The sequence below is a fragment of the Rufibacter glacialis genome, assembly GCF_008271745.1.
Taxonomy (GTDB): domain Bacteria; phylum Bacteroidota; class Bacteroidia; order Cytophagales; family Hymenobacteraceae; genus Nibribacter; species Nibribacter glacialis.
In genome coordinates this window covers 148,856-171,131 of the sequence record NZ_VKKZ01000023.1, presented here as the reverse complement: position 1 = coordinate 171,131, position 22,276 = coordinate 148,856, and the positions used below count along the sequence as shown (strand labels likewise).

Annotated in this window: 21 protein-coding genes, 1 tRNA gene and 1 pseudogene; 14 read left to right on the top strand and 9 right to left on the bottom strand. The window is 47.2% G+C overall.

Translation table 11 applies throughout. The features are described 5' to 3' along the window. Positions 1-141: 141 nt before the first annotated feature. Entirely contained in the window at positions 142-609 is a 468-nt protein-coding gene (locus FOE74_RS16735; protein WP_149099785.1) for a type I restriction enzyme HsdR N-terminal domain-containing protein, read from the bottom strand. Positions 610-685: 76 nt separating this feature from the next. On the opposite strand from FOE74_RS16735, the gene FOE74_RS16730 reads away from it, so the two are divergent. Both FOE74_RS16730 and FOE74_RS16725 read left to right on the top strand, forming a co-directional pair. Beyond that, positions 686-1,456, top strand: a complete 771-nt coding sequence (locus tag FOE74_RS16730; protein ID WP_149099784.1) for an AMP nucleosidase — start codon at positions 686-688, stop codon at positions 1,454-1,456. After that, positions 1,449-3,101, top strand: a complete 1,653-nt coding sequence (locus FOE74_RS16725) for an amidohydrolase (protein WP_149099783.1) — start codon at positions 1,449-1,451, stop codon at positions 3,099-3,101. Before FOE74_RS16730 ends, FOE74_RS16725 begins: the two co-directional genes overlap by 8 nt. Before the next feature lie 87 nt (positions 3,102-3,188). On the opposite strand, the gene FOE74_RS16720 is transcribed toward FOE74_RS16725, so the two are convergent. Next, positions 3,189-4,505, bottom strand: a complete 1,317-nt coding sequence (locus FOE74_RS16720) for an MFS transporter (protein ID WP_308422724.1) — start codon at positions 4,503-4,505, stop codon at positions 3,189-3,191. Between the two features lie 150 nt (positions 4,506-4,655). Here FOE74_RS16720 and FOE74_RS16715 point away from each other — a divergent pair, with 150 nt between their 5' ends. From FOE74_RS16715 to FOE74_RS16700, 5 genes and pseudogenes are all read left to right on the top strand, one after another. Continuing rightward, the gene (locus FOE74_RS16715; RefSeq protein ID WP_149099782.1) at positions 4,656-5,240 is read left to right on the top strand and encodes an RNA polymerase sigma-70 factor; all 585 of its coding nucleotides are present in this window, start codon (positions 4,656-4,658) and stop codon (positions 5,238-5,240) included. 97 nt (positions 5,241-5,337) lie between these two features. Continuing rightward, positions 5,338-6,408 (top strand): FecR family protein, encoded by a 1,071-nt coding sequence (locus FOE74_RS16710; RefSeq protein ID WP_149099781.1) that lies wholly within the window; start codon positions 5,338-5,340, stop codon positions 6,406-6,408. Between the two features lie 88 nt (positions 6,409-6,496). Continuing rightward, positions 6,497-7,177, top strand: a complete 681-nt coding sequence (locus FOE74_RS16705; protein WP_188686916.1) for a head GIN domain-containing protein — start codon at positions 6,497-6,499, stop codon at positions 7,175-7,177. Between the two features lie 312 nt (positions 7,178-7,489). Next, positions 7,490-7,780: pseudogene (locus tag FOE74_RS21750) on the top strand (DUF4974 domain-containing protein); the annotation flags it as partial. A gap of 48 nt (positions 7,781-7,828) precedes the next feature. Beyond that, entirely contained in the window at positions 7,829-10,153 is a 2,325-nt protein-coding gene (locus FOE74_RS16700) for a TonB-dependent receptor (protein WP_188686920.1), read from the top strand. Between the two features lie 119 nt (positions 10,154-10,272). Here the strand turns inward: FOE74_RS16700 and FOE74_RS16695 are convergent, their stop codons facing one another. Then, a complete protein-coding gene (locus FOE74_RS16695) occupies positions 10,273-11,754 on the bottom strand; it encodes a hypothetical protein (protein WP_149099778.1) in 1,482 nt (493 codons plus the stop codon). A gap of 279 nt (positions 11,755-12,033) precedes the next feature. Here FOE74_RS16695 and FOE74_RS16690 point away from each other — a divergent pair, with 279 nt between their 5' ends. From FOE74_RS16690 to FOE74_RS16665, 6 genes are all read left to right on the top strand, one after another. Further along, entirely contained in the window at positions 12,034-12,246 is a 213-nt protein-coding gene (locus tag FOE74_RS16690) for a hypothetical protein (RefSeq protein WP_149099777.1), read from the top strand. A 133-nt stretch (positions 12,247-12,379) separates the two neighbouring features. Next, positions 12,380-14,101 carry an ABC transporter substrate-binding protein gene (locus FOE74_RS16685; RefSeq protein WP_149099776.1) on the top strand — a complete coding sequence of 574 codons (1,722 nt, stop codon included), beginning with the start codon at positions 12,380-12,382 and terminating at the stop codon, positions 14,099-14,101. 429 nt (positions 14,102-14,530) lie between these two features. Further along, positions 14,531-15,466 (top strand): ABC transporter permease, encoded by a 936-nt coding sequence (locus FOE74_RS16680; RefSeq protein WP_188686923.1) that lies wholly within the window; start codon positions 14,531-14,533, stop codon positions 15,464-15,466. Between the two features lie 9 nt (positions 15,467-15,475). Further along, positions 15,476-16,531: an ABC transporter permease gene (locus FOE74_RS16675; RefSeq protein ID WP_149099774.1), complete on the top strand. Its 1,056-nt coding sequence runs from the start codon at positions 15,476-15,478 to the stop codon at positions 16,529-16,531. A 159-nt stretch (positions 16,532-16,690) separates the two neighbouring features. Continuing rightward, the gene (locus tag FOE74_RS16670; RefSeq protein ID WP_149099773.1) at positions 16,691-16,975 is read left to right on the top strand and encodes a hypothetical protein; all 285 of its coding nucleotides are present in this window, start codon (positions 16,691-16,693) and stop codon (positions 16,973-16,975) included. Between the two features lie 26 nt (positions 16,976-17,001). Continuing rightward, positions 17,002-17,349 carry a hypothetical protein gene (locus FOE74_RS16665; protein ID WP_149099772.1) on the top strand — a complete coding sequence of 116 codons (348 nt, stop codon included), beginning with the start codon at positions 17,002-17,004 and terminating at the stop codon, positions 17,347-17,349. Positions 17,350-17,408: 59 nt separating this feature from the next. On the opposite strand, the gene FOE74_RS16660 is transcribed toward FOE74_RS16665, so the two are convergent. From FOE74_RS16660 to FOE74_RS16650, 3 genes are read right to left on the bottom strand one after another with little or no spacing between them, the layout of a single operon-like run. Beyond that, a complete protein-coding gene (locus tag FOE74_RS16660; RefSeq protein WP_149099771.1) occupies positions 17,409-17,870 on the bottom strand; it encodes a hypothetical protein in 462 nt (153 codons plus the stop codon). Next, positions 17,870-18,397: a hypothetical protein gene (locus tag FOE74_RS16655; RefSeq protein WP_149099770.1), complete on the bottom strand. Its 528-nt coding sequence runs from the start codon at positions 18,395-18,397 to the stop codon at positions 17,870-17,872. The genes FOE74_RS16660 and FOE74_RS16655 overlap by 1 nt, the downstream gene beginning before the upstream one ends. Then, the gene (locus FOE74_RS16650; RefSeq protein WP_149099769.1) at positions 18,394-18,942 is read right to left on the bottom strand and encodes an RNA polymerase sigma factor; all 549 of its coding nucleotides are present in this window, start codon (positions 18,940-18,942) and stop codon (positions 18,394-18,396) included. Before FOE74_RS16650 ends, FOE74_RS16655 begins: the two co-directional genes overlap by 4 nt. A gap of 515 nt (positions 18,943-19,457) precedes the next feature. On the opposite strand from FOE74_RS16650, the gene FOE74_RS21295 reads away from it, so the two are divergent. Then, on the top strand, positions 19,458-19,850 hold the full coding sequence (locus FOE74_RS21295) for a hypothetical protein (RefSeq protein ID WP_192576629.1): 393 nt from the start codon (positions 19,458-19,460) through the stop codon (positions 19,848-19,850). 338 nt (positions 19,851-20,188) lie between these two features. Here FOE74_RS21295 and FOE74_RS16640 read toward each other — a convergent pair. From FOE74_RS16640 to FOE74_RS16630, 3 genes are all read right to left on the bottom strand, one after another. Further along, positions 20,189-20,275, bottom strand: a tRNA-Ser gene (locus FOE74_RS16640). A gap of 75 nt (positions 20,276-20,350) precedes the next feature. Further along, positions 20,351-21,424, bottom strand: coding sequence for an asparaginase (locus FOE74_RS16635; RefSeq protein WP_149099767.1), 1,074 nt, complete (start codon positions 21,422-21,424; stop codon positions 20,351-20,353). Positions 21,425-21,428: 4 nt separating this feature from the next. Beyond that, a complete protein-coding gene (locus FOE74_RS16630) occupies positions 21,429-22,190 on the bottom strand; it encodes a TatD family hydrolase (RefSeq protein ID WP_149099766.1) in 762 nt (253 codons plus the stop codon). Positions 22,191-22,276: the final 86 nt, after the last annotated feature.

Sequence of the window (22,276 nt, the reverse complement as noted above, 5' to 3'; positions counted from 1 at the left end):
TGCAAGCAGAAGAGGGCCTTTTGGTTAGGTATGTTTAGGGCCTTTTTCAGGAAAAAACACCTGAAACAACCCCCGATTGCTTTGGCTTTTTAGTGGCTCAAGTACAAATTGGAAATTTAAAAGCCTCAAAGGATACTAAAGCTACAAACCTATTTTCTGGCAGATTTCAGAAAAGGAAGGTAAAACCGGAATGGGGGTAATGGTATTCGTTTGGGGCTGCACATGCCAGCAATAATGGTCGCGGCCGTTGCTCACCATGAGGTAAGGAGCGGCAATGCTTTGGTTATAGACGGCTACCTGCTGCACGGTGGCTTGGGTGATGGGAACGTGCCCTGCCTTGCATTCTACCAACAGAAGAGGCGTCCCCTCCGGGGAATACACCCGAAGATCCGTCCGCTTCTGCAGGGCGTGGTATTTGGTGCCCCGCTCCACGCTCATGAGTGTCAACGGATAGTGCAAATGCGCATGTAACAAATGGATGATATGTTGCCGTACCCACTCTTCTGGGGTTAACACCACATATTTGCGCCTTACCTGGTCCAGGATAAATGTTTTCCCTCCAGAATCCTTAAGTTTGTGGGAATATGCCGGTAAAGAAAGCTGATCCATGCGGTAAAAGTACTAAGTTAGGGGCAGACCGTTTGTTTTTGCGCCTTTTTTCTCATTACAGAACAAAAATAACACTATGAAAACCAAACAGGAAATTGTGGAGAACTGGCTTCCCCGGTACACGGGGAGGCCTTTGAATGAATTTGGTGAATACATCCTGCTGACCAACTTCATCAATTATGTGGTCATGTTTGCCGACCAGTTTGGGGTGGAGATCAAAGGCACCGACAAACCCATGCAAACCGCCACGGCGCAAAACATCACCATCATTAACTTCGGGATGGGGAGCGCCATGGCGGCCACCGTTATGGATCTGCTTTCGGCGGTGAAGCCCAAGGCGGCGCTGTTTCTGGGCAAATGCGGGGGCTTGAAAAAGTCGCGGTTGGGTGATTTGATCCTCCCCATTGCTGCCATCCGGGGCGAAGGAACCTCTGATGACTATCTGCCGCCTGAAATTCCGGCCCTTCCCTCCTTCCGCCTGCAGCGGGCGGTCTCGTCCATGATCAAGAAGCACGAGATGGACTACTGGACGGGCACGGTGTATACTACCAACCGCCGCGTGTGGGAGCATGACGAGGAATTCAAGGAGTACCTGCGTTCCATTAGGGCGCTGGGCGTAGACATGGAAACCGCCACCATTTTTGTGGTAGGCTTCATGAACGACATCCCGCACGGGGCCTTGCTTTTGGTGTCTGACAACCCCATGACCCCAGACGGCGTGAAAACCGCGGAAAGCGACCTCCGCATCACCCAGGATTACGTCACCAAACACCTCCAGATTGGCATTGACTCCTTGCTGGAATTGCGTGACTCCGGGGAATCTGTGAAACACCTGCGCTATGATTAAAAAATGGACTCCCTGGGGAGGCGCGGCACTGCTGGGCCTCTTCCTTTTCACTTCCTGCAACAAGGGGGAAAAAGCAGATTTGTTGGTGTACAATGCCACTGTTTACACTGTGAATGATGGGTTTGAAAAAGCCCAGGCCCTGGCAGTAAAGGACGGGAAAATAGTAGAGGTAGGTTCCTCAGAAGGCCTCCTGAAAAAATATGCGGCCTCTGAGGAAGTAGATGCCCAAGGCAAGCCGGTCTACCCCGGGCTCATAGACGCGCACGCCCATTATTATGGGTATGCCATGAACCAGCGCGATGCGAATTTGGTGGGCACCTCCTCTTTTGCCGAGGTAGTGCAGCGGCTGCAGGCTCACCGCCAGGAATTCCCGAAGGCAGCCTGGCTCACGGGCCGCGGCTGGGATCAGAATGACTGGCCGGTAAAGCAGTTCCCTACCAAAGACACCTTAGACGCTCTGTTCCCAGATGTTCCGGTATTGATTGAACGCATTGACGGCCATGCATCCCTGGCGAACCAGAAAGCGTTGGACTTGGCGGGCATCACCGCCCAATCAAAAATGACGGGCGGCAAAGTGGAAGTGGTGAACGGCCAAATGACCGGTATTTTGGTAGACAATGCCGTGAACCAGGCAGTGGCCAAAATCCCTTCGCCTTCCACCCCAGAACTGACCCAGATGCTCAAGCAGGCAGAACAGAACCTGTTCGCGGTAGGGTTGACCAGCGTGGTAGACGCCGGGCTTTCTAAAAGCGCCGTCCACCTCATTGACTCGCTGCAAAAGAAAGGCGAGCTGAACCTGCGGGTGTACGCCATGCTCACTCCCAGCCAGGAGAACAAAGACCATTACTTCAAAAACGGTCCTTACCTCACAGATAAACTCACCGTGCGCTCCTTCAAAGTATACGGCGACGGGGCTCTGGGTTCTAGAGGCGCGTGTTTGTTGCACCCCTACACCGATCGGCCTACTGAGACCGGGTTCTTGCTGGAAACGGAGCAGGAATACAAAGACCTGGCGGCCCAGCTGTATGAACACAACTTCCAGATGAACACCCACGCCATCGGGGATTCAGCTAACCGGATTATCCTGCAGATTTACGGAAACCTGCTCAAAGGAAAGAACGACCGGCGGTGGCGCATAGAGCACGCGCAGGTGGTAAACCCGGCAGACGTTCCCCTGTTCGGGAAGTACAGCATCCTTCCCTCGGTACAACCTACCCACGCCACCTCTGACATGTACTGGGCAGGCGAGCGGCTGGGCCTTGACCGGGTGAAGCACGCCTATGCGTTTAAAGCCTTGTTAGAGCAAAACAACATGATTCCGCTGGGTTCTGATTTCCCGGTGGAGCATATCAATCCGCTGTATGGTTTCCACTCGGCTGTGGCCCGGCAAGATGCTAAGAACTACCCAGCTAAAGGGTTCCAGATGGAGAATGCCTTGAACCGCGAAGAGGCTTTGAAGGGAACCACCATTTGGGCCGCTTACGCTAACTTCGAGGAAAAGCAAAAAGGCAGCCTGGAACCTGGCAAGGTAGCTGATTTTGTGATCCTGGACCAGGACATCATGACCATCAAGCCAGAAGCCATCAGAGATGTGAAGGTGGTAAGTACCTACCTGGGCGGGAAAAAAGTATTCGGGCAACCGTAACGTTTTTCTATCTGTTTCCTGAAAACAGGTTAAAAACAGAAAAGGCCACCTAAACCGGTGGCCTTTTCTGTTTTTAACCTGTTACAGCTACACGGCCGCCGCCGCCACCACAGGGCTTAGTTTTCTGGTCCTGATGGAAAAGAGCAGCACGAGGCCAATCACAAAGAAGATCAACAAAGTCAGGATGCTGTTGCGCATAGACCCGAAAATCTGCTCGGTTATCCCGAAGGCCAGCGTTCCCAGGGCCAGGCCAACTTTGTCGCAGATATCATAGAAACTGAAGAAGGAGGCGTGGTCCTTGGTTTCAGGCAGCAATTTGCTGTAGGTGGACCGGGAAAGTGCCTGTACTCCTCCCATCACCGCCCCTACCACAAAAGCCAGCACATAATACTGGTTGCCGGTGGTCACGAAATACGCGCCAATGGTAATACCTACCCACACCAAAACCGCCCACATGAGCGCCATGGTGTTTCCTATCCGGCCAGAAAGCCACGCGAAGAAGTACGCCCCCCCAATGGCCACCGCCTGAATAATCAGCAGCACGGTGATAAGCGCGGTATCAGGTAGGTTCAATTCCTTTGACCCGAAAAGAGAGGCTACGTACATCACCGTCTGCACGCCCATATTATAGAAGAAGAAGGCCACCAGAAACCGCTTGAGCAAGGGCAGGCCTTTGAGAAGTTTAAAAACTTTACCAAGTTCCCTGAACCCATTTAAGAGGTAGCTTCCTTCCTTCGCTTTGGGTTTGGTATTGTTGGGCAGGTACGCAAACGAATACTGGGAGAAGCCAAACCACCAGAGTCCGGTGAACAGGAAAGAGATGCGGGCCGGCAAACCAGAATCTTCAATGCCCACCACCTCAGGAAACAGAACCAGCGCCAGCGAAAGAATCAAAAGGATCATGCTCCCAATGTAACCCAAAGAAAAACCACGGGCGCTCAATTTGTCAAAATGCTCTTCGGTGGCTATCTCCGGTAAATAGGCGTTGTAGAAAACAATACTGCCGCTGTACCCAATAGCGGCGATCATGAAAAGCAGGATGGACAGGGAAAAGGTGGCCTCAGTAAAGAAGAACAAGCCCATGCAGGCACAGGAGCCCATATAACAGAAAAAGCGCATGAAGGCCTTCTTGTTGCCGCCGTAATCAGCGATGGCCGTGAGCAAAGGGCTTAGGAAAGCTATGGTGAGAAAGGCCCCCGTTAAGGCGTAACTGTAGAGCACCGAAGCGGAAATATTCCACCCGAAGAAACTGACCATGTCTCCTGTTTCACTTTTGGTGAGGGCGACATAGTAGATAGGGAAAATGGCGGTGGTGATCACCAGCGAGTACACAGAGTTGGCCCAGTCATAAAAGCACCAGGCTCTCATCACTTTAGGGTCATTGATGGTAGAAGTTTGCATCATGTCGGCAGGAATGCCCAGATTAAGAATGGTTAAGGAATCTAATTAAGCAATATTGGTAGAATTATACGCAGGAAAGTTTGATTTCAGTCAGATAATATAGGATGGCTTGCAGGTTCTTTTATCTTTGCAGTACACTCTAATGAAGTTTTTATGGGTACTCTTCCACTTACCCAGGACCATGAATTCCATGCGCTGCTCAAAACCAATGAGGCGCTTTTCATGGAAACGCTGTTCAAGCAATACTATACGGTATTGTGCCGGACAGCGGTGCGTTTCACCAAAGACACAGAAGCCGCGGAAGACCTGGTACAGGAAGTTTTCTGTAAAATCTGGCAGAACCGTGAGGTGCTGGACGTCACCTCCTCTTACAAAGCTTACCTGGTGCGATCGGTCACCAACCAGGCATTGAACTATATTGAGAAGCAGAAGCGGCTAGTACTGGCCGAGGATACTTTGCCGTATGAAGCGACCATGTCGGCCAACACGACCATGGACCTTCTAGCAGGCACTGAAATGGAAGAACGTATCAACAAGGCCCTCAGCGCTTTACCACCCCAATGCCGGTTGATCTTTGAAATGAGCCGCTTTGAAGAGCTTACCTACAAAGAAATAGCTGACTCACTGCACCTTTCCCCAAAAACCATTGAGAATCAGATGGGGAAAGCCCTCCGTATTCTGCGGGAACACCTCCTGCTCTTCCTTATCACTTCTGCCTTCCTGGCCAGGTTTGGGTAGAAAATTCCCTTCATGACCTTATTATAACTTTTTATGGCAAGGCATAGGGGTTTTACCGCCCTGCCCTGTCTTACAGACACCACGACACAAACCAAACATGACACATACAAACCTGGACTCCCCCGAAAACCAAGAATGGGTTTTGATGGCCAAAGCTTTGCGTGGAGAACTTTCTGAAGAAGAACAACATACATTTGCGACCTGGTTGCAGAAAGAAGAAGCCCACGCCCAGCAATGGACCGAGGCGCTGGAGATGTGGGAGGAAATAGGCACTGAACAAAACCTCTCCTTCCAGCCTAACCTACAGGTTGCCTGGGAGAAATTCTGTGCCTCCAATGAGATAGCGCCTTCCGCTAACGTCATTCCTTTGGTTCCGAGGGAATCAGAAAGCGACGCATCGGATTTCGCCCACACAGAGACCACCTTTTTACAGAAGTTTCCATTTTTGAAATACGCCGCGGCCCTGGTAGTGGCCGCCGGACTGGCCTGGCTGGGCTATCTCCAGCTTTCCCCCACAGCTGCCTGGACTCAGGTAGCTACCGCCTCAGGGCAGCGGCAGCTTTTTTTCCTGCCAGACAGCAGCCGGGTCACCTTGAACGGAAACTCAGTCCTTAAGTACCAAACAGCCTTCTCAGGGCAAGAACGAGTGGTGGAACTAGAAGGAGAGGCTTTCTTTGACGTGAAAAAGAATCCACAGCAGCCCTTTGTGGTGAAAAGCGGACCTGCCCAAACAAAAGTCTTGGGTACTTCATTTAACGTGAAGGCTATTTCAGGAGAGCCAGCCGTTTCTGTGGCCGTGCTCACCGGGAAAGTTTCCTTTTCCTCCCTGAATGATAAGCAGGAGGTATTACTTACCCCAGGGTACACGGGTTACCTTTCTGCCTCTGGCCGGATAGACAAAAAAGTCACCGTTCCATCAGCGGCGCCTACCTGGCGCGCACTTACGTTCCAGAACTCTTCTTTGGAAGCTGTCACGCAGGCCCTGGAGGAATACTTTAAGGTCTCCATCCAGGTTCAACAAAAGAAACTGTTAGCCTGCACCTTTACCGGCACGTTTGAAAACCCAGACCTTCACGAAGTATTAGCGGTGCTGGAAGCCTCCATTGAGGTAAAAATCATTAAAAAAGAAGAAGGCACCTACTCCTTTGAAGGGAAAGGCTGCCAATAGTACCTAAAGCCATTTTTGGCTAGTTTTCCAGATTATGCTTTTAAAACCTTTTATCCAATCTCTTTTACTTGCTTGCTCTTTAAGCTTCTTGGCTTCTTGTGACATTCTAGGTTCCGGACCCTGCCTCCAAGGCAAAGGCGCCACTAAAAAGGAGGCCCGGGATGTAAGCCCATTCAAAGGGATTGACTTGCGGGTACAGGGGAATGTGGTGGTTTCAGCAGGATCCAAAACAGAGGTGAGTTTGGAAGGCTTTGGCAACCTGCTGCCGGAGATTACCACCGAGGTCATGGGCTCCACCCTGGTGATACGGTCAGCTTCTTGCCTTGAATATGACAACGAAGACGTCACCATTTATGTCTCCCTTCCTGACCTGGACCATATAGAACTAAAAAGCGCCGGCACGGTACGGGTACAAGCGGTACCTTCTTCGCAAAAGCTTCGGCTTAGTGTATCCGGTTCTGGTACGTTACGCTACTCTGGCAGCGCAAACCGAATCAGCCTTTTGCAAACGGGCTCCGGCGAAATAGAATTAACTGGTACCGCCCACTATTTAGAGTCCATCTCCAGCGGGTCTGGGAAAATCTCTGGCTATTTTCTACAGACAGACACCGCCAAAGCCATTTCCACCGGGTCAGGGCACCAGCACATCTGGGTCACCAAAGTGCTCGACGCAACAGTGTCAGGAAGCGGGAACATTTATTACCGGGGGCACCCCTCCTCCTTGACAACCTATTCTTCTGGGTCTGGAAAGATTCTCAATGATAACTAGGAACTTAGAGGTGAAGTAGTTTAAGAAAAGGCCCTTAGATTTCCCGCCCTCTTTCTAAACCTACTGTAACCTTTGAGGTTATTTTTTAATCTCTTTGTTTTCCCTTTCCAAGGCTCATTCTTTAGATAAATTGGTTTAAGGGCCATTTTCCTAAAGCTAGGCCGAAATAGGGATTGGTCTTAAAACGGCATTTTACTTATTTTTAAGTATGGTAAACTTATGAGTGGCTTTTGTAAGTCCTGCTTAAATTACTGAAATTAGCCCCTCAAGATTCTGCCTCTTGCTGATGGTCATCCACCAAAATTTCAGGCCTTGCCCAGACAAGCTTCCATATACCTTACTTCCCTTTTTCTGGTCCTCCTTTGCCTGAGATCAGCGGCGCAGGAATTGCCTTCCGTAGAGACTATTACCTTCTCTTATAAAGCAACATCGCTGGAATCTGTCTTACTTGACCTACAGAAAAGATATTCTCTCAAATTCTCCTACAGCAACAGCCAGCTTCCCTTACAAAAGACTATTTCCTGTAGTGCCACCGCAGTGCCTCTAGAAAAGGCGCTGGAGAATCTCTGCGACTGCGCTAACCTTACTTTTCAGATCATTGGTGAGCAAATCGTCCTGAAGCCAAAACCAGGAAAACCTTTACCAGCACCCTTGAAAGCCTTTACCCAAACGCTGAGGGGCAAGGTAGTGGACGCCGAACTCAAGACTCCCTTGATTGGCGCCTCAGTCATCCTCCATTCTGTAGACCCAGCTAGGGCTACCAGCACGGGCATTGATGGTTCCTTCGTCTTGGAGCAACTGCCCATAGGCCGGCACTCTATTGAAGTAAGGTACTTGGGCTATAAGAACGGCTCCTTCACCAACCTTATGGTGGTGTCTGGAAAAGAAACGGTGCTCACCATTCCTCTGGAGGAAAATTTCCTGGAGCAATCAGAGGTTTTGGTGGTTGGGGAGCGTGACAAAACCTTGCCCCAGAACCTGCTCATCTCCTCCAGCGTGCACACGCTCAGGACCGAGGAGATCAACCGTTTTGCCGGATCGCGGCAAGACCCTAGCCGGATGGCGGCCAATTATGCGGGGGTTTCCAGCGCCTCTGACCAACGGAACGACCTTATTGTGCGGGGTAACTCGCCCCTGGGCGTTCTTTGGCGGCTGGAAGGTGTGGAAATACCCAACCCTAACCACTTCACCTTTACCCCCAACACCGGAGGCGCCTTCAGCCTCCTGAACAACAACCTGTTGGCCAACTCAGATTTTCTGACGGGAGCTTTCCCTGCCGAATACGGCAACCGGATTGGGGCGGTAATGGACATCAAACTGCGGGAAGGAAACAGTAAAAAAGTAGAGAACACCCTGCAATTAGGCCTGAACGGCATGGAAGTGGTGACGGAAGGACCCTTGGTGAAAAAATGGGGCGGCTCGTTCTTAGGGAGCATGCGACTATTCACGTTCCGTCCGCTGGAAAAGCTGGGGGTGGACATAGGGTATGATGGGCTTCCCAGGTACCAGGATGGTTCTTTCAAGTTAGTTTTGCCCACTCCCAAAGCAGGAAAGTTCTCTACCTGGGGCATAGCAGGCAGCAGCAATATCACCATCTATGATATTGATGAAGACACCACCACGTGGGGAAAGGTAAAATACCGCTTAGAGCCTACCTTGAATAATCAGATGTATGCCTTCGGTGTGCACCATACCTATTCCGGGCTACCTAAAACGGTGACGGAAATGATTGTCTCCACCTCAGGAAGTCAGGTGGAGGCCACGAGCATTGCCACTTACCGCAACCTTAGCTCCAGGCTTTCTTATTACCTGCGCAACTATGAGCAACAGCTGATTACCCGGTTCAACATCACGCACAAGCCCACGTACCGCCTCTTATTCAAGGGGGGTATCACGTGGCAGAAAATGTACTACAACAACCAGGAGATACGATACCAGGACCAGCGGGATGTATATGAGATTCCCTTAGATGCCCAAGGGGCCGCCGCCCTTTTACAAGGCTTTGTTTTAGCCAGGTATTCCCTTTCCCCTCGGCTGGATGTCCAGACCGGGCTATATACCCAACGGTTCTCCATTGGAAAGCGATCTGCCATAGAACCCCGGGTAGCGGTGGATTACTATGTCACTGATGACCAGAAGGTGTACCTGGCGGCGGGCCTCCATAGCCAAACCCAGCCCCTGGTGTACTATGAATACAAGTTCTTCTCCCAGGAAAAGCCTGAGTTCTACCAACCCTACAATAAACTGGACTTCACCAGAAGCCGGCAGGCCGTAGTAGGCTATAACTACAATGTCAACACCCATTGGCGCCTGAAGGCCGAAGCTTACTACCAATACCATTACCAAGTGCCCGTTAGTAAACGGGAAGGTGAAGAGGCCTTCTCCATGCTGAACATAGGCACAGACTACAACTTTGTGACGGTGGATAGCGTGGTGAGCGAGGGCACGGGCCGAAATTACGGGGTGGAGTTTACCGCAGAGCGTTTTTTACAGAAAGGCTTTTATACCTTGGGCAACCTTTCCCTCTTAAAATCAAACTTCACCGGCGGGGATGGAGTCTTAAGACCCACGGCGTTCAGCATTGGGTTCATATCAAACCTCTTAATAGGAAAAGAATTCAAGTTAGACCCAGAGGAACGGCAGAACATTTCCTTTGATTTAAGAATCAATTATGCGGGCGGTAAACGGGTAGTTCCCATTGACGAAGAAAAGACCCTGAATGAGCAAACAGATAAAATCTACTACGATGTGGAGAATGCCTACCTACCCCAACTAAGGAATTATTTCAGGTCAGATATCCGTCTTTCCTACCAGCTTAATACCCAAAAAACAACCCATTGGGTGTTTGCAGCCGCAGACAACATTCTTAATAACAAAAATGAGTTGTTCTACGGGTGGGATTTGGAAGAGAACAGAGCCAAGAAATACTACCAGTTGGGCATCTATCCTTATTTGGGGTACAGAATCCAGTTCTAATTTTTATGCCCAAAAATTCTCATCAAGCGGAAAAAGCTCTTTGGAAGTTTTAAAGGGAGGTACGGTTTTCGTTTCCTTTTCCAAAACAAGGGCCAAAATAAGAGGGCCTGCCTCTCCTACTACTTTGCGAATAAAGAAGAGGCTTTGATTTTCTCTAAGGTCAACTCCCACAAATGTTCATAGGGAATGATTTCAATCTCTGCATAGGCATCACCTGGGGTTGGGGTACGCTGGAGCTTCTGAAAGATAGAATGCCCTTTTTTCTGGGTGGTAGCATAGGCGAAATTTGAACGGACCAATACCGTCAACAGTTTGAAAAATAGCCGGCTTCGTTCACTGAACACATCTTTGAAATGGTGTTGGGCATACTTTTTCAAAGAATCTACCCTGTATTCTAAGGCCTCAAAGTCTTCAATTTTCAGATAATACATCACCTGCAGAATCAGGATGGCCACGTTAAAGCCCTCTTTGTCTTTACTGTAGGTAGGGGCGCTGTACAATAGGCTTTGCCATTTCACCGGCTGTTCTTCTTGAGGCGAGATGAATTGTAAATAGGCTTCAATCAAGGTCCATCTTTCCTGAGCCAGTTTGTTTATCTTTTTAATAAAAGGATTCGCCTGAACCTGGTGTAGCAGCATATAGGCTACCTCATATCTCCTTGCATGGATGGCCAGTAAAATATAATTTTCCATGAAGGCAAACCAGTTATTGCTGGATTGGTTAAAAGAAGTCAGGTATTGATTTGCCAGCACCAACCCTTCCTCCAACTTTTTCGCCCTTAGGTGGGCATATACCTGTATAAACTTATTATACCGGTGATCAAACCTCTTAGCTGCACTTTTATACTCTTTAAGTACTGCCTCTGAATTATTAGTTAAGTGAACAATTTCATCAAAGTTGCCAATTAATTCATGTAACCAGATAGAAATTCTATAGTAATAATGGAAGGTTTCAAACGTTTTTGCTCTTTGCCAAATGGTGTGCATATTGGCTAGAACTTCATCGATTTTGGACAGGTAGGCTTTTCTTGCTGCTATAGAATGGCTGAGCTCAATGTTTGCCTCAGAGAAATACATTTCTGATTCTTGATCAGCAGCAACCCTGGGCATTATCTCAGTAAGCTGCTCAACAGCTTTGTAATACAAAGCTTTTTCCTTAAGGTTAACAAAAGCTTGTATTAAAGCCCTTAAACATAAGGAGGCAATGTAATTAAAATCGTATTCAGTGGCTTTAGATAAAGCTTGTTTGAGCAATGGCAGAGCAAGGTCACTTCCTCCGGCATCAATCAGTACTCTTGCCTGTAGAAGTTTCGCTAAACAACTTTGCTCTACGGTATGGGAAACCTGCATTTGTTCGTTTCTGCTACCCACAAGAAAAAGTTGGTTCATCAATTTCCTTCTTAATCGGGATTTGATCATTTTCAGTCCCCCTTTTTCTTTAGAATCAGTATATAAAAGGGAATTAGCCGAGGAATCATTAGTTATCTTCCCTAATGCTATCTCTTGATACAACCGAAGTTCTTTTGACTTTTTGGAAAATAAGTGGGAAGGCAGCCCAATCCTCTTTTCCACTATTTGGACTAGTTTAATTAATTCTTCCATTAATAATATATATAAGATTTATATATGGGGAACCTTCAAACATTTATTGTTATTAATGGCAAAAATTCTAAATTTATAGATATTCATGGTATTGATTATACTATAAAAAATCTAAAACAAACATTATGCAAAAAGGGGATTACCGTTTAAGTAAACATTTTTTATTGCTTTTATTATATTTTTATACATAATATTTATAGTTACGAAAATACATAATATTTCCTTTAAAACCTCTTTCAAACCCTCCACTTTTGTGGTGTACTTTAAACCTAAGGAACCATGATAGATTTATTACTCGCCCTTTTATTGCAACTGTCTCTTCTTACTGGAAGCACAACTGAACAGAAAGCCTCTGATAATAATGTAGGCACCACTTCTGCTTACTCCACCAATTCTACTACAAGTTCGGAAAGCACATCAACAGTTACAGGAGAAACAAATCCTGGTGAGACAGGTTATGGCGGATCTGGCACTTGGGACACAAGAGACTAATAAAGAGGCAGATACAACTTATTCTTTAAAATAGAGGGTTTTATTATCTTATCAAGCGATATAAAAGGCCAAGGCTATTTGAGGCAAGTTTAGTAATATTGAGCAGGGCATATGCCTAAACCTTTTGCTCTCTATGAAAAATTACTGCGCAAACAGCCTTGGCATTATATTTTTTTGGCTGTTATCGTGTACAGCTCCCACTCAGGAACCAGCTATTAATATCCGGTTAGCCCAAGACCCTGAATCACTTCACCCCCTAAGTCCAGGGAGTGCACCAAAAATTCAAATCCTGAATTATCTGTTTCAAAGCCTTTTAGCTACTGAACTAAAGGATAAATCCATACAGCCCTTATTGGCGGCCGAGTTGCCTCTTATTGAAAGAAAGGATTCGATGTCTTATTTCACATTTGAAATTAGGCCAGAAGCACAATGGGATAACGGATCACCTGTTACGGCGCATGATGTGGCTTTATCTTTGAAATTAATCCACAGCCCTCTTTTAGACAATGAGCGATGGAGAGCACAATTTGATTTTATCAAGGACATAAAGCTTTATTCTTCCCATCCAAAACGATTGACAATTGTATGTTCAGGATATTCAACAGAAATGAAATTGATGGCAGGAGACTTCTTTGTACTTCCTGCCTACATATTTGACCCAAATAGTGTACTCTCTTCTATACCGTTGAAATTAGTCAGGGATAAATTTGATTCCCTGGCTACCTCAAATACATTTAAATCATATGCCAGCTTTATCAACCAAAAAGCAATGGCAAGGGACACTTCCTTTGTAAAAGGCAGTGGGCCTTACAGACTCAGCAATTGGAAAACCGGCCAAATCTTGATACTTGATAAAAAAAGTAATTGGTGGGGCAACAAAGTCAGCAAAGGCAAATCTGTTTTTAATTCCAAACCTTCAAAAATAGTTTTTCAAGTTATTCCTGATAATGCGGCTGCTTTGCTTGCTTTAAAGACAAAACAATTGGATCTGATGGATAATATTCCTGTTGTTCCATTTATTGAAATGAAGAAGGATAAAAAATACAATCAAGCATTTAACTTTTATTCTTCTCCTTCTTATGATTTAGCTTTTATAGGTATAAATGGAAATAAAAGTTATTTAAAGGATAACCTAACAAGACAGGCTTTAGCCCACCTCGTAAATATCCCAGAACTAATCCAAGTATTACAAGGGGGATTTGCAAACTCTACCGTAGGTATTGTACATCCCCATGAGAAACAATATTACCATACCAATCTTAAACCCTTTCCTTTTGATGTGAAGGAGGCGCACCGTCTTTTAAATAAGGCAGGATGGAAGCAAACACCTGCCGGGTGGAAACGAAAGAATGGCCGCAATGATGAAACATTAACCTTGTCCTTATTATATAGGGGAGGCAATTCAGAATCTGAAAATATTGCGTTGTTATTTAAACAAAATGCGCAGTCTTTAGGAATTAAAATTAATCTTCAAGCCTTAGAAAGCAGTCAGATTGGGGAAAAGCTGAATAATAGAGATTACGATTTGTTTATAAGAACATTGGTAGGGAATCCTTATTCTTATAATTTTATTCATCTTTTCCATACTTCAAACACTCATACGGGCGGGGCCAATGTGACAGGGTTCGGCACCCCGGCCACGGATGAGTTATTGGAGAGGATAGCAAAAGAGGAAGATCCAGCTGAAAAGGCAGTGCTTCTGAAAAAACTCCAGGAAAAGATGCAGGAAGAAAGCAATTTGATTTTTTTATATTTCCTCCAGAACAAAATGGCGATTTCCAAACAAATCGACTCCGTGGTGGTGTCAGGCATCAAACCGGGGTATGATGTCACCAGGTTCGTAAAAAAGAAATAAACTTCCATGTCCTTTCAAAAGGTCTGCCTGCAGCTGCTAAGGTTCTTCCTGACCGTTTGGTTTACTGTTTCTTTCGTTTTTTTACTGAGCCAACTCTTACCCGCAGCCAGATCTCCCAAGGGAATGCAGGAAGCTGATGCAGCAGTCTACGGAAGCACCAATGCGGAAACCCTTCAAAGGATCAGAGGGGACTTTTTGAAAAGGATGGGGTTGCACCTGCCGTTATTCTACAGCAGCATTACTTCTTATGGTGAGTCATTGGCAAAGGCACTCGCATTTCCTCCGGAAGATGCCCTTTGGGCAACGGCTGCCTTAAGGAAACATGGCGCCTCCCCCACCTTGGCTTTCTTTTCCTTATGGCAGGCGTGGGTGAAGCAAGCTACCCCAACAGAAAAACGTAAACACCGAGAATTATTAAATGCCTGGGCTGTGCAGGTTGTAGCCACCTCCCTTTCGCCCGAAGCAAAGGAGGCTTCTACTCTTTTTCCGGCCGGTTTTACCAAATCGGGTTCTAAACTAGAGCTTGCCTGGGAGACTCTCCAAAAAGCCACGGCCCCTGTCTATTATTCTTTCCCGGTTTTGAGTTGGGAAGGAACGAATAATATTTACCACCAATGGCTGAAGAGCCTTTTTTCAGGAAACCTAGGCATCTCTACCCAGGATCATTCCCCTGTCTTAGACAAAATCAAACCTGCTTTCCAGGTATCGGTTTTACTGGCCCTGACAGGCCTCGCCACCGCATTATTGGTATCGTTCTTTGCCGGGATTCACTTCTCCCAGAACCCCGGTTCTCTCTTCACCCAGGTGTGTCAGAAGTTCCTGTACATACTTGACAGTATTCCTGGGTTTCTTATTGCCTTGGCCATCTTTGCTGTGTATTTGGCCTTTGGGGGATCGCTTTCTTCTTCTTTGCCTCCAGACGGATCTTCTACCCCTTGGCATTTGCTTCTGGACCCTGCCCTCTTATTGAGCAGCCTTTGCATTGCTTTGTTTGTGATCCCCCACCTTTCCTTACAATTCACCCGAGGGTTAATTGAGCAAAAGGACAGGTTTTATCACCGTACAGCCATTGGCAAGGGATTATCTCCAAAGAGAACTCTATGGCGGCATGCTCTTCCCAACACTTTAGCTCCTACTCTTACCATTATCAGTGAGGTAATTATAAGTTTGGTGGCTGGTGTATTGGTAGTGGAAATCACTTTTTCCTTACACGGTATTGGCAGCCTATACACCAATTCTATTCTTACCGCGGATTATCCGGTGATGGTAGGCCTCACACTTCTGTTATTGCTGTTCCGGTTAGCCATAGTAGCATTAACAGATTTCACCCTGAATATTCTGGACCCACGCATGAAAACGATTTAAGCAGCTGGCATGGGGAAAGAAATCAAAAAGCGGACATTTACCAGGGGAGAAAAACTGTCTCTTACCTGGTTTCTTCTTTTTTCAGGCGCAGCACTTGCTGCTCAAGCCATCACGCTCTTCGGGCAGGAACCTCAGGCCCATCCGGAGCGGGCGTTTTTGCCTCCCTTTACCTCCGTGGCCCATCTTCTGGGAACAGATCATTTAGGCCGCGATTTACTTTTTTATCTTTTACTCAGTTGCCGCACCGCTTGGCTTCTGGCCATTCCGCCACTTTCTCTGGCTACTTTACTGGGGGTGGTGGCCGGGACCAGTGCGGCAATCTTAGGTAATTCAGGACTCAAAGTTTCCCTCTGGAAAATACTGGTCCTTCTTTTCTTGGGTTTTCTCTATTTCTATTTCAAGGGTGCGGTAAACTGGGCGATTACCACCTATTCCCTATCCTACCTTAGGTATGGTTATGAGGGAGTTTTAGTTTTCTTGCTGTTCCTGTTATGGGGTATGAAGGTGCCAAAAGGCCTAAAAAGAGGGAAAAATGAAGTAGCCATCCCTATAGAAGGAGCTTTGTTGAAAATAATAAATATTTGGTCCACCTTACCCAAATTGCTCCTTCTACTCATCCTGAGTGCCTTCACTCCCTTCTCCCTCTATAGTTTGATGGGTTGGATTTGCGTTACGTATTGGGTACTGCCTGCCCGTATTGCCCGGGCCAGTGTATTACAACTGAAGGAGGAAACCTATTATGAGGCTACCCGCGCTCTAGGAATTCCCTTCCGGAAGGTATTCGTTCAGTTTTTGTGGCCTTCCATCAAAGGACCAATTTTGACTAATTTTTGCTTTGCAGCCTCTGGCTTGTTAGGCATAGGGTCTACTTTGGCCTATTTAGGTATTGGAATCCCGGCAGATGTACCCTCCTGGGGGAAATTATTGGCCAACGCACGGTATTCTTATGAAGCCTGGTGGATTTTCCTTTTCCCCGCCATTACCCTTCTTTTCAGCATCCTAAGTCTGCAGACATTGGGGAACAGATTTTCCGCCCGGAGCACCCAAGCATCTGTTACAAAATAAGCTTATCTATTAATTACTCATCCTTATTAAACCCACTATAAGGCTTTAACAAAGCCTTATAGTGGGTTTTTCTTTTATAAATTATAGGTGATATGGTTTATTTTATAGTTACCTACTACTAAACCCTTTCCTATTTTACGCTCATCACACCCAGTATTATTGTATCATAATAAAGAGCAAAAGGAAATGAGTGTTACAGGGATAAGTTTTATAAATGCTTACAAGCAGGCTTCACCAAAGGTGATGTTGATGGCTACTAAGAAGCCAGGTGGGCAGACTTATCCTACAGGGTTGGTGAGGGTAGAAAACCATTCTGCCAGTATCGCAGGGATAGCTCCTCTTTTCGCTAACCGTCCTTCTTCTGAAGGGTTTGTTTTAGACGGCTTCTTTTTAGGAACCTTTGAATTTGATTCTTTAACTGGTCATCCAGGTATTCGATATTAGTTTTTGAGTTGTCTTCTGTATCCCCCATGCGGAAGTTAGTATTTTGTTTCAGTTTTTTTGTTGTTTGTCTGTTGCCTGCCGGCTTGTCACCGGCAGGCTTTTTTTTGGCCTACCTCTACCAAGCCTTTTTCCCTGAATATTTTACCTGCCACCGACCAATATTAATTCCTTCAGGTCAAGCCTTATGCTCTTTCCCTCCTGATGGTAAATTATTTAATCAGGTTGGTAAAGAAAACTTACTACCCCACCAAAGAGAGAGAACTTACAACTGGAACCAACTAAAACCTGAAAGCGGGGAAGTCGCATTCGGGGCAACTTCCTCAGGCAGAGAGATTCTTTCACTTTACTTTTCCCGCAGGATAAAAAGAAGCTAGGTCTCGTTTAAGGTGCTTTTAAATAAAATCAGCCCCTAAACGGAAAGATGCCAAAGTCCTTACTTTGCTCTATTCCCCATTCGCCTTCTCATCTCCAGCATAACGCGCCTTCTGATCTGCGCTTCTGCCTTAAATAAGGTCATGACCTGTTGTGCTGTTAAGACCGTCTTGAATTCTGGGTAATAATTCTTTCGGATGGTACTTAGCTTCACGGCATTGTCTAACTGCTGCGCCACCAGCTTATCGGCTTCCTCTGCGGAAAGGCTCTGGAGGCTGGTGCCCTTAGGCCTTGCCTGACGGGCGAGGTGGATGCTATTCACCTCGCTTTCATACCGCCTGTAGATAGGGCTGAGCGCTTTCATCTTTTCCTCCTCCAGCAGTAGGGTTTTCTGGATCTCGCGCAATTTCACTTGCGTGAGGCGCTCCTGTAGTTGAGGATTATTTCTGAGGTCCTGGGCCTGGCCGGAAACTACCAGCAGCAAACCAATCCCTAGCAGCATCAAGGTTCTATAAACTTTCATTATTGGAGGCTTTCTTCGTAAACGTAGGTCTCTGAGGCCGCAATGGCAGCTAACTCCGCCACTTCCTCATCAGAAAGGCTGGCTAAAAGATTATCTAATGATTCTTCTGGTCCAGCTTCCAATTTTCTTGTAGCAAGCCTTGGTTCCCGATTCGAAGCTTTTTCCTGGGCCATTGCTGCCTCGGGTTTAGACTCAATTTTCTTCTGTGCTTTAGGCGTTACCGGAGGAGCTAACACGGGTTTAGCTTCATGTCGCGCTACAGGGGCATGTTGCCCACCTGCCTTGGCAATAGGTTGGCGGGTGGTGGGTGCGTCTGCCCAAAGAAAATAACCTACCGCCAAAAGCACCGCCACACTTGCGGCCATAGCCCAAATTTGCCAGGGGAAGGCAGATTTAGGGGTAGCAGTGGCAGCCTCTCTCCTTTTAGCCTCTTTAAGAGTGGCATGCGTTATGCCTTCAAAGAAACCAGGAGGCACCTGGTAAGGCATTGGCTTCTGGGGTTTATCCAAATCAAATTCTTCTTTCATGCTTCTTTGATCATAAATGCCTTGACTTTACTGCTGGCCAAGTGGTAATTGGTTTTAAGCGAAGACACGGAACTGTCCAGGATCTTGCTTATTTCCTCATAAGGCAACTCATCATAATACCGAAGGGTAAACACCAGCCGCTGCTTCTCTGGCAATCGTAGGATAGCCTCCTGTAAGCGCACCAACACCTGATCACTTTCCAGGGTGCTGTTCTCATGTAAGGTATCTACCAGTTTCTCGCTGATTTCCTCAAAAGAGCCCAAAAACCGTTTGCGTTCCTTAAATAACCGGAGGCACTCATTCGTGGCTACCCGGTATAGCCAAGTATACAATTTACTGTCACCGTTAAAAGTGTGCAGGTGCTTGTACACATTGATGAAAGTTTCCTGCAGCAGGTCCTGTGCGTCTTCATGGGCAACTACCAGCCGCCGGATATGCCAGTAAATACGGCGGTTGTACCGGTCCATCAACAAGGTAAAGCCCTTGTCTTTGGTGCCTGGGTTCTGAAACAAAAACAAGATCTGCTCATCTGTTGCCTCATTCATTCCCCCCAGTTCATGTAATATTCACTCATATTGCTTAGAGTCTAAAGCCCTTGAAAAGTTAAATCCTGCCAAGATGATAATTTTCAGGAAGTACCGGTTCCTCCACTATCAAGCAAAAATCTCTTTCCCGCAAAGTTTTTTTTCAACTGCATTTAACCTTTCCAGTTTTCCCACCTCCTAAAGAAGGAAAGCCAGAAGCAATAAAATAGAACGGCTGTTCTAGCTTCTGGCTTGCCAAGATTACCCCAATTCCAAAGCCCACTAAACTAATCCTATTGAACCAAAACTTTACACCTATGATGAAAATGAGACAGATGTGTTGCATGCTGGCTTTGCCAGTGTTTCTTTCTTTTTCCGCCTGCCAGCAAGAGGAAGCCCCAATGCCGGCTACCACTGAGTTTGCAACCGCGGATTATCAACTGGTTGACCTAACCGAACTGGAAGCCCCTGAGGTTTCACTTGGCTCTGAGGCTACTGCCTTTACCTGTACGCCCCGGGAAACCAGTAAGGAAAAAATGGAGACCTTGAAGCGCGCGCTCCAGCATTTAGGCCTTGATGAAAACCAAAAAACGGCTGTCAAAGGGTTCGTTCAGCAACATAATGCCTGTATAGCCCCCTCCATTGACCGTATCCATAGCCTGCACCATGACTTATTGCGCAAAGCGAACGCTGCGCGGGAAGAGTACATTATAGCTTATAAGGCGGGTAAAATAACGAAACCACAGCTGGAAGAAAATCTAGCCAAATTACGCGCTTCCCTCAAAGCAGAATTGGAGAAGCATGAGGTAAAACAAAGGCAGATGCGCCTGGTAAGGAAATGCCGACAGGAGCTTCTTCAGAAAATAGAAGCCGTCTTAAACCAAAACCAGCTTCTAAAATGGAATAACTGGAAAAGCCGCTTGAGTTAAACTTCCAGATAGCTAAGGCCCCAACAAAGAGAGGCGAAGAAAGCTTTTGGCCTTCTCTTTTCTTCAACCAAGGCAAGGCAGTTTTGGCTAGTAAGGCTTCAGGACTTTTCTGAAGGACTGATTATCAATAAAGGTAGCCACCTTGCCACAGAAGACAGACGCTGCCGGTCCAACTTCATTTGCCCAGGAAGGCAGAATACCAGGTAAGTTTTATGGATTTACTTTCAGGTAGCCTACCACCTCTGGGTACTGTTTATTTTAGACGTCCTTTTTGCTGATCAATAAACTAGAAAACAAAAAGCCCTGCAAGTATCAACTTACAGGGCTTTTTGTTTCAGCGGAGAGGGAGGGATTCGAACCCTCGATACCGTTACCAGTATACACACTTTCCAGGCGTGCTCGTTCGACCACTCTGACACCTCTCCGGGGTCTTCTTTTTCGGAATGCAAAGAAAGGCAGAAGGAGCGGTATTTGCAACCCCCGCCCCATCATTTTTCTATTTAGTTCCGGAGCGTCATTTCCCCGCGTAAATCCATCTCCAGCATCCGCACCTTTTCCGGGTGGGGAACTTCCTGGGCCAGGACAAACATCATCTTTGTGATGGCAGCTTCGGTGCTAATGTCAGACCCCCCAATCACGCCCATTTCTTTGAGGTAGAGGCTGGTTTCATATTGGCCTTGGTGCACTTCCCCTTCTTCACACTGTGACACGTTCAAAATGGTGATGCCCCGGTCCACCGCTTCCCGCAACAGTTTCAGAAACCAGGGATAGGTGGGGGCATTTCCGGCGCCAAAGGTTTCCAACACCAGTCCTTTCAACCCCTCCGCTTTCAGCATGGCTTCTACCAACGACTGGTTGATACCCGGGAAAAGCTTCATCACCGCCACCTGGCTTTCCAGCTCCTGGTAAATCCGGAGGGATTGGGATGGCGCCGGCAGAATGACCGAGTTGTTGTATTCAATGTCAATGCCCGCTTTGGCCAACTGCGGGTATTTGCCCGAATGGAAGGCGTTAAAATGGCGGCTTTCCACTTTGGTAGAACGGTTACCCCGCAGTAGAACGGTATTGAAGAAAATAGACACCTCTGGCACCAGGGCCCTTCCCTTCCGGTGGGCTGAGGCTATTTCCAGGGCGGTGATGATGTTACGACGGGCATCCGTGCGCATACGACCGATGGGCACCTGCGCACCAGTGAAAATAACGGGTTTTCCTAAATTCTCAAGCAGAAAGCTCAGGGCCGAGGCGCTGTAGGCCATGGTATCAGTGCCGTGCAGGATCACGAAGCCGTCATACTCATGGTAATTCACCTGGATTACCTGCGCCAACTTAACCCAATGTTCTACGCCCACATTAGACGAATCAATAGGCGGGTCCAGGCTGAGCACCGTAAGCATAACCTTGAACTGCCTGATCTCGGGGACCCGATGGATGACCTCACTAAAATCAAAAGGCACCAGATGGTGGTCTTCCTTGTCAGAGACCATGCCTATGGTACCGCCGGTGTAAATAAGCAAAATGGAAGCCTCTGGGTCACGCGGGGCTGCCGTATTGATATTTACCTTTAAAAACTTCATAGAATTAGGCAAAGAGGTTTTGTGCGTTGGCCGTAGTAACCGCTGCTACCTCATCTAAAGTACAAGATTTGATTTCTGAAATGCGGGCCGCCACATACGGAAGGTAAGCAGGCTCATTCCTTCTTCCGCGCTTGGGAACCGGCGCAAGATACGGACTGTCGGTTTCCAATACTATGTGTTTTAAGTCAATTGCCTGTAAAACCGGTTCCAGGCCCCCATTTTTGAAGGTGCTCACCCCGCCAATGCCCAGCAGGAAGTTCACGTCTACAGCAGCCTGGGCCTCTTCTACGCTGCCAGAGAAACAATGGAAAATGCCCCGCAAAGTACCGTCCTGCTGTTCACGGATAATCTCCAGGGTATCCGGGAAGGCGTCTCGGGTGTGCAGCACAATAGGGATTTGGAGGCGTTTGGCCCACCCGCACTGAATGCGCAGCGCCTCTTTCTGCTCCTGCACAAAGGTCTTGTCCCAGTAATAATCCAGACCCGTCTCACCTATTCCTTTAAAAGGTCGCCGCTCCAGCCACTCTTCCATTTCAGCTAAAACTTCCTTGTAATCCTGGAACACATGGCAGGGATGAAGGCCTAAAAGCGCGTGGCACCACGGGTGGTTTTTCTCAATTTCCAACATGGCAGGAATAGAGGCTAAGTCTATGTTGGGCATGTACACCTCCGCCACATGGGCATCAAGGGCACGTTGCAGCATTTCCTCCCGGTCCTGTAAAAACTCAGGGGAAAACACATGCGCGTGCGAATCTATATAGGTCATGGATATGGCTTCTGCTGAACCTGTTTCTAGGCTTGTTTAAAAGAAACAGGCGTAAAAAGGCAAAGATAAATAATTCTGTTTCCAGT

Bases quoted from the DNA above. Each gene is read 5' to 3' on its own strand.
- FOE74_RS16735 (WP_149099785.1), bottom strand. From the start codon at position 609: ATGGATCAGCTTTCTTTACCGGCATATTCCCACAAACTTAAGGATTCT.
- FOE74_RS16730 (WP_149099784.1), top strand. From the start codon at position 686: ATGAAAACCAAACAGGAAATTGTGGAGAACTGGCTTCCCCGGTACACG.
- FOE74_RS16725 (WP_149099783.1), top strand. From the start codon at position 1,449: ATGATTAAAAAATGGACTCCCTGGGGAGGCGCGGCACTGCTGGGCCTC.
- FOE74_RS16720 (WP_308422724.1), bottom strand. From the start codon at position 4,505: ATGATGCAAACTTCTACCATCAATGACCCTAAAGTGATGAGAGCCTGG.
- FOE74_RS16715 (WP_149099782.1), top strand. From the start codon at position 4,656: ATGGGTACTCTTCCACTTACCCAGGACCATGAATTCCATGCGCTGCTC.
- FOE74_RS16710 (WP_149099781.1), top strand. From the start codon at position 5,338: ATGACACATACAAACCTGGACTCCCCCGAAAACCAAGAATGGGTTTTG.
- FOE74_RS16695 (WP_149099778.1), bottom strand. From the start codon at position 11,754: ATGGAAGAATTAATTAAACTAGTCCAAATAGTGGAAAAGAGGATTGGG.
- FOE74_RS16690 (WP_149099777.1), top strand. From the start codon at position 12,034: ATGATAGATTTATTACTCGCCCTTTTATTGCAACTGTCTCTTCTTACT.
- FOE74_RS16685 (WP_149099776.1), top strand. From the start codon at position 12,380: ATGAAAAATTACTGCGCAAACAGCCTTGGCATTATATTTTTTTGGCTG.
- FOE74_RS16675 (WP_149099774.1), top strand. From the start codon at position 15,476: ATGGGGAAAGAAATCAAAAAGCGGACATTTACCAGGGGAGAAAAACTG.
- FOE74_RS16665 (WP_149099772.1), top strand. From the start codon at position 17,002: ATGCGGAAGTTAGTATTTTGTTTCAGTTTTTTTGTTGTTTGTCTGTTG.
- FOE74_RS16660 (WP_149099771.1), bottom strand. From the start codon at position 17,870: ATGAAAGTTTATAGAACCTTGATGCTGCTAGGGATTGGTTTGCTGCTG.
- FOE74_RS16655 (WP_149099770.1), bottom strand. From the start codon at position 18,397: ATGAAAGAAGAATTTGATTTGGATAAACCCCAGAAGCCAATGCCTTAC.
- FOE74_RS16650 (WP_149099769.1), bottom strand. From the start codon at position 18,942: ATGAATGAGGCAACAGATGAGCAGATCTTGTTTTTGTTTCAGAACCCA.
- FOE74_RS21295 (WP_192576629.1), top strand. From the start codon at position 19,458: ATGGAGACCTTGAAGCGCGCGCTCCAGCATTTAGGCCTTGATGAAAAC.
- FOE74_RS16635 (WP_149099767.1), bottom strand. From the start codon at position 21,424: ATGAAGTTTTTAAAGGTAAATATCAATACGGCAGCCCCGCGTGACCCA.
- FOE74_RS16630 (WP_149099766.1), bottom strand. From the start codon at position 22,190: ATGACCTATATAGATTCGCACGCGCATGTGTTTTCCCCTGAGTTTTTA.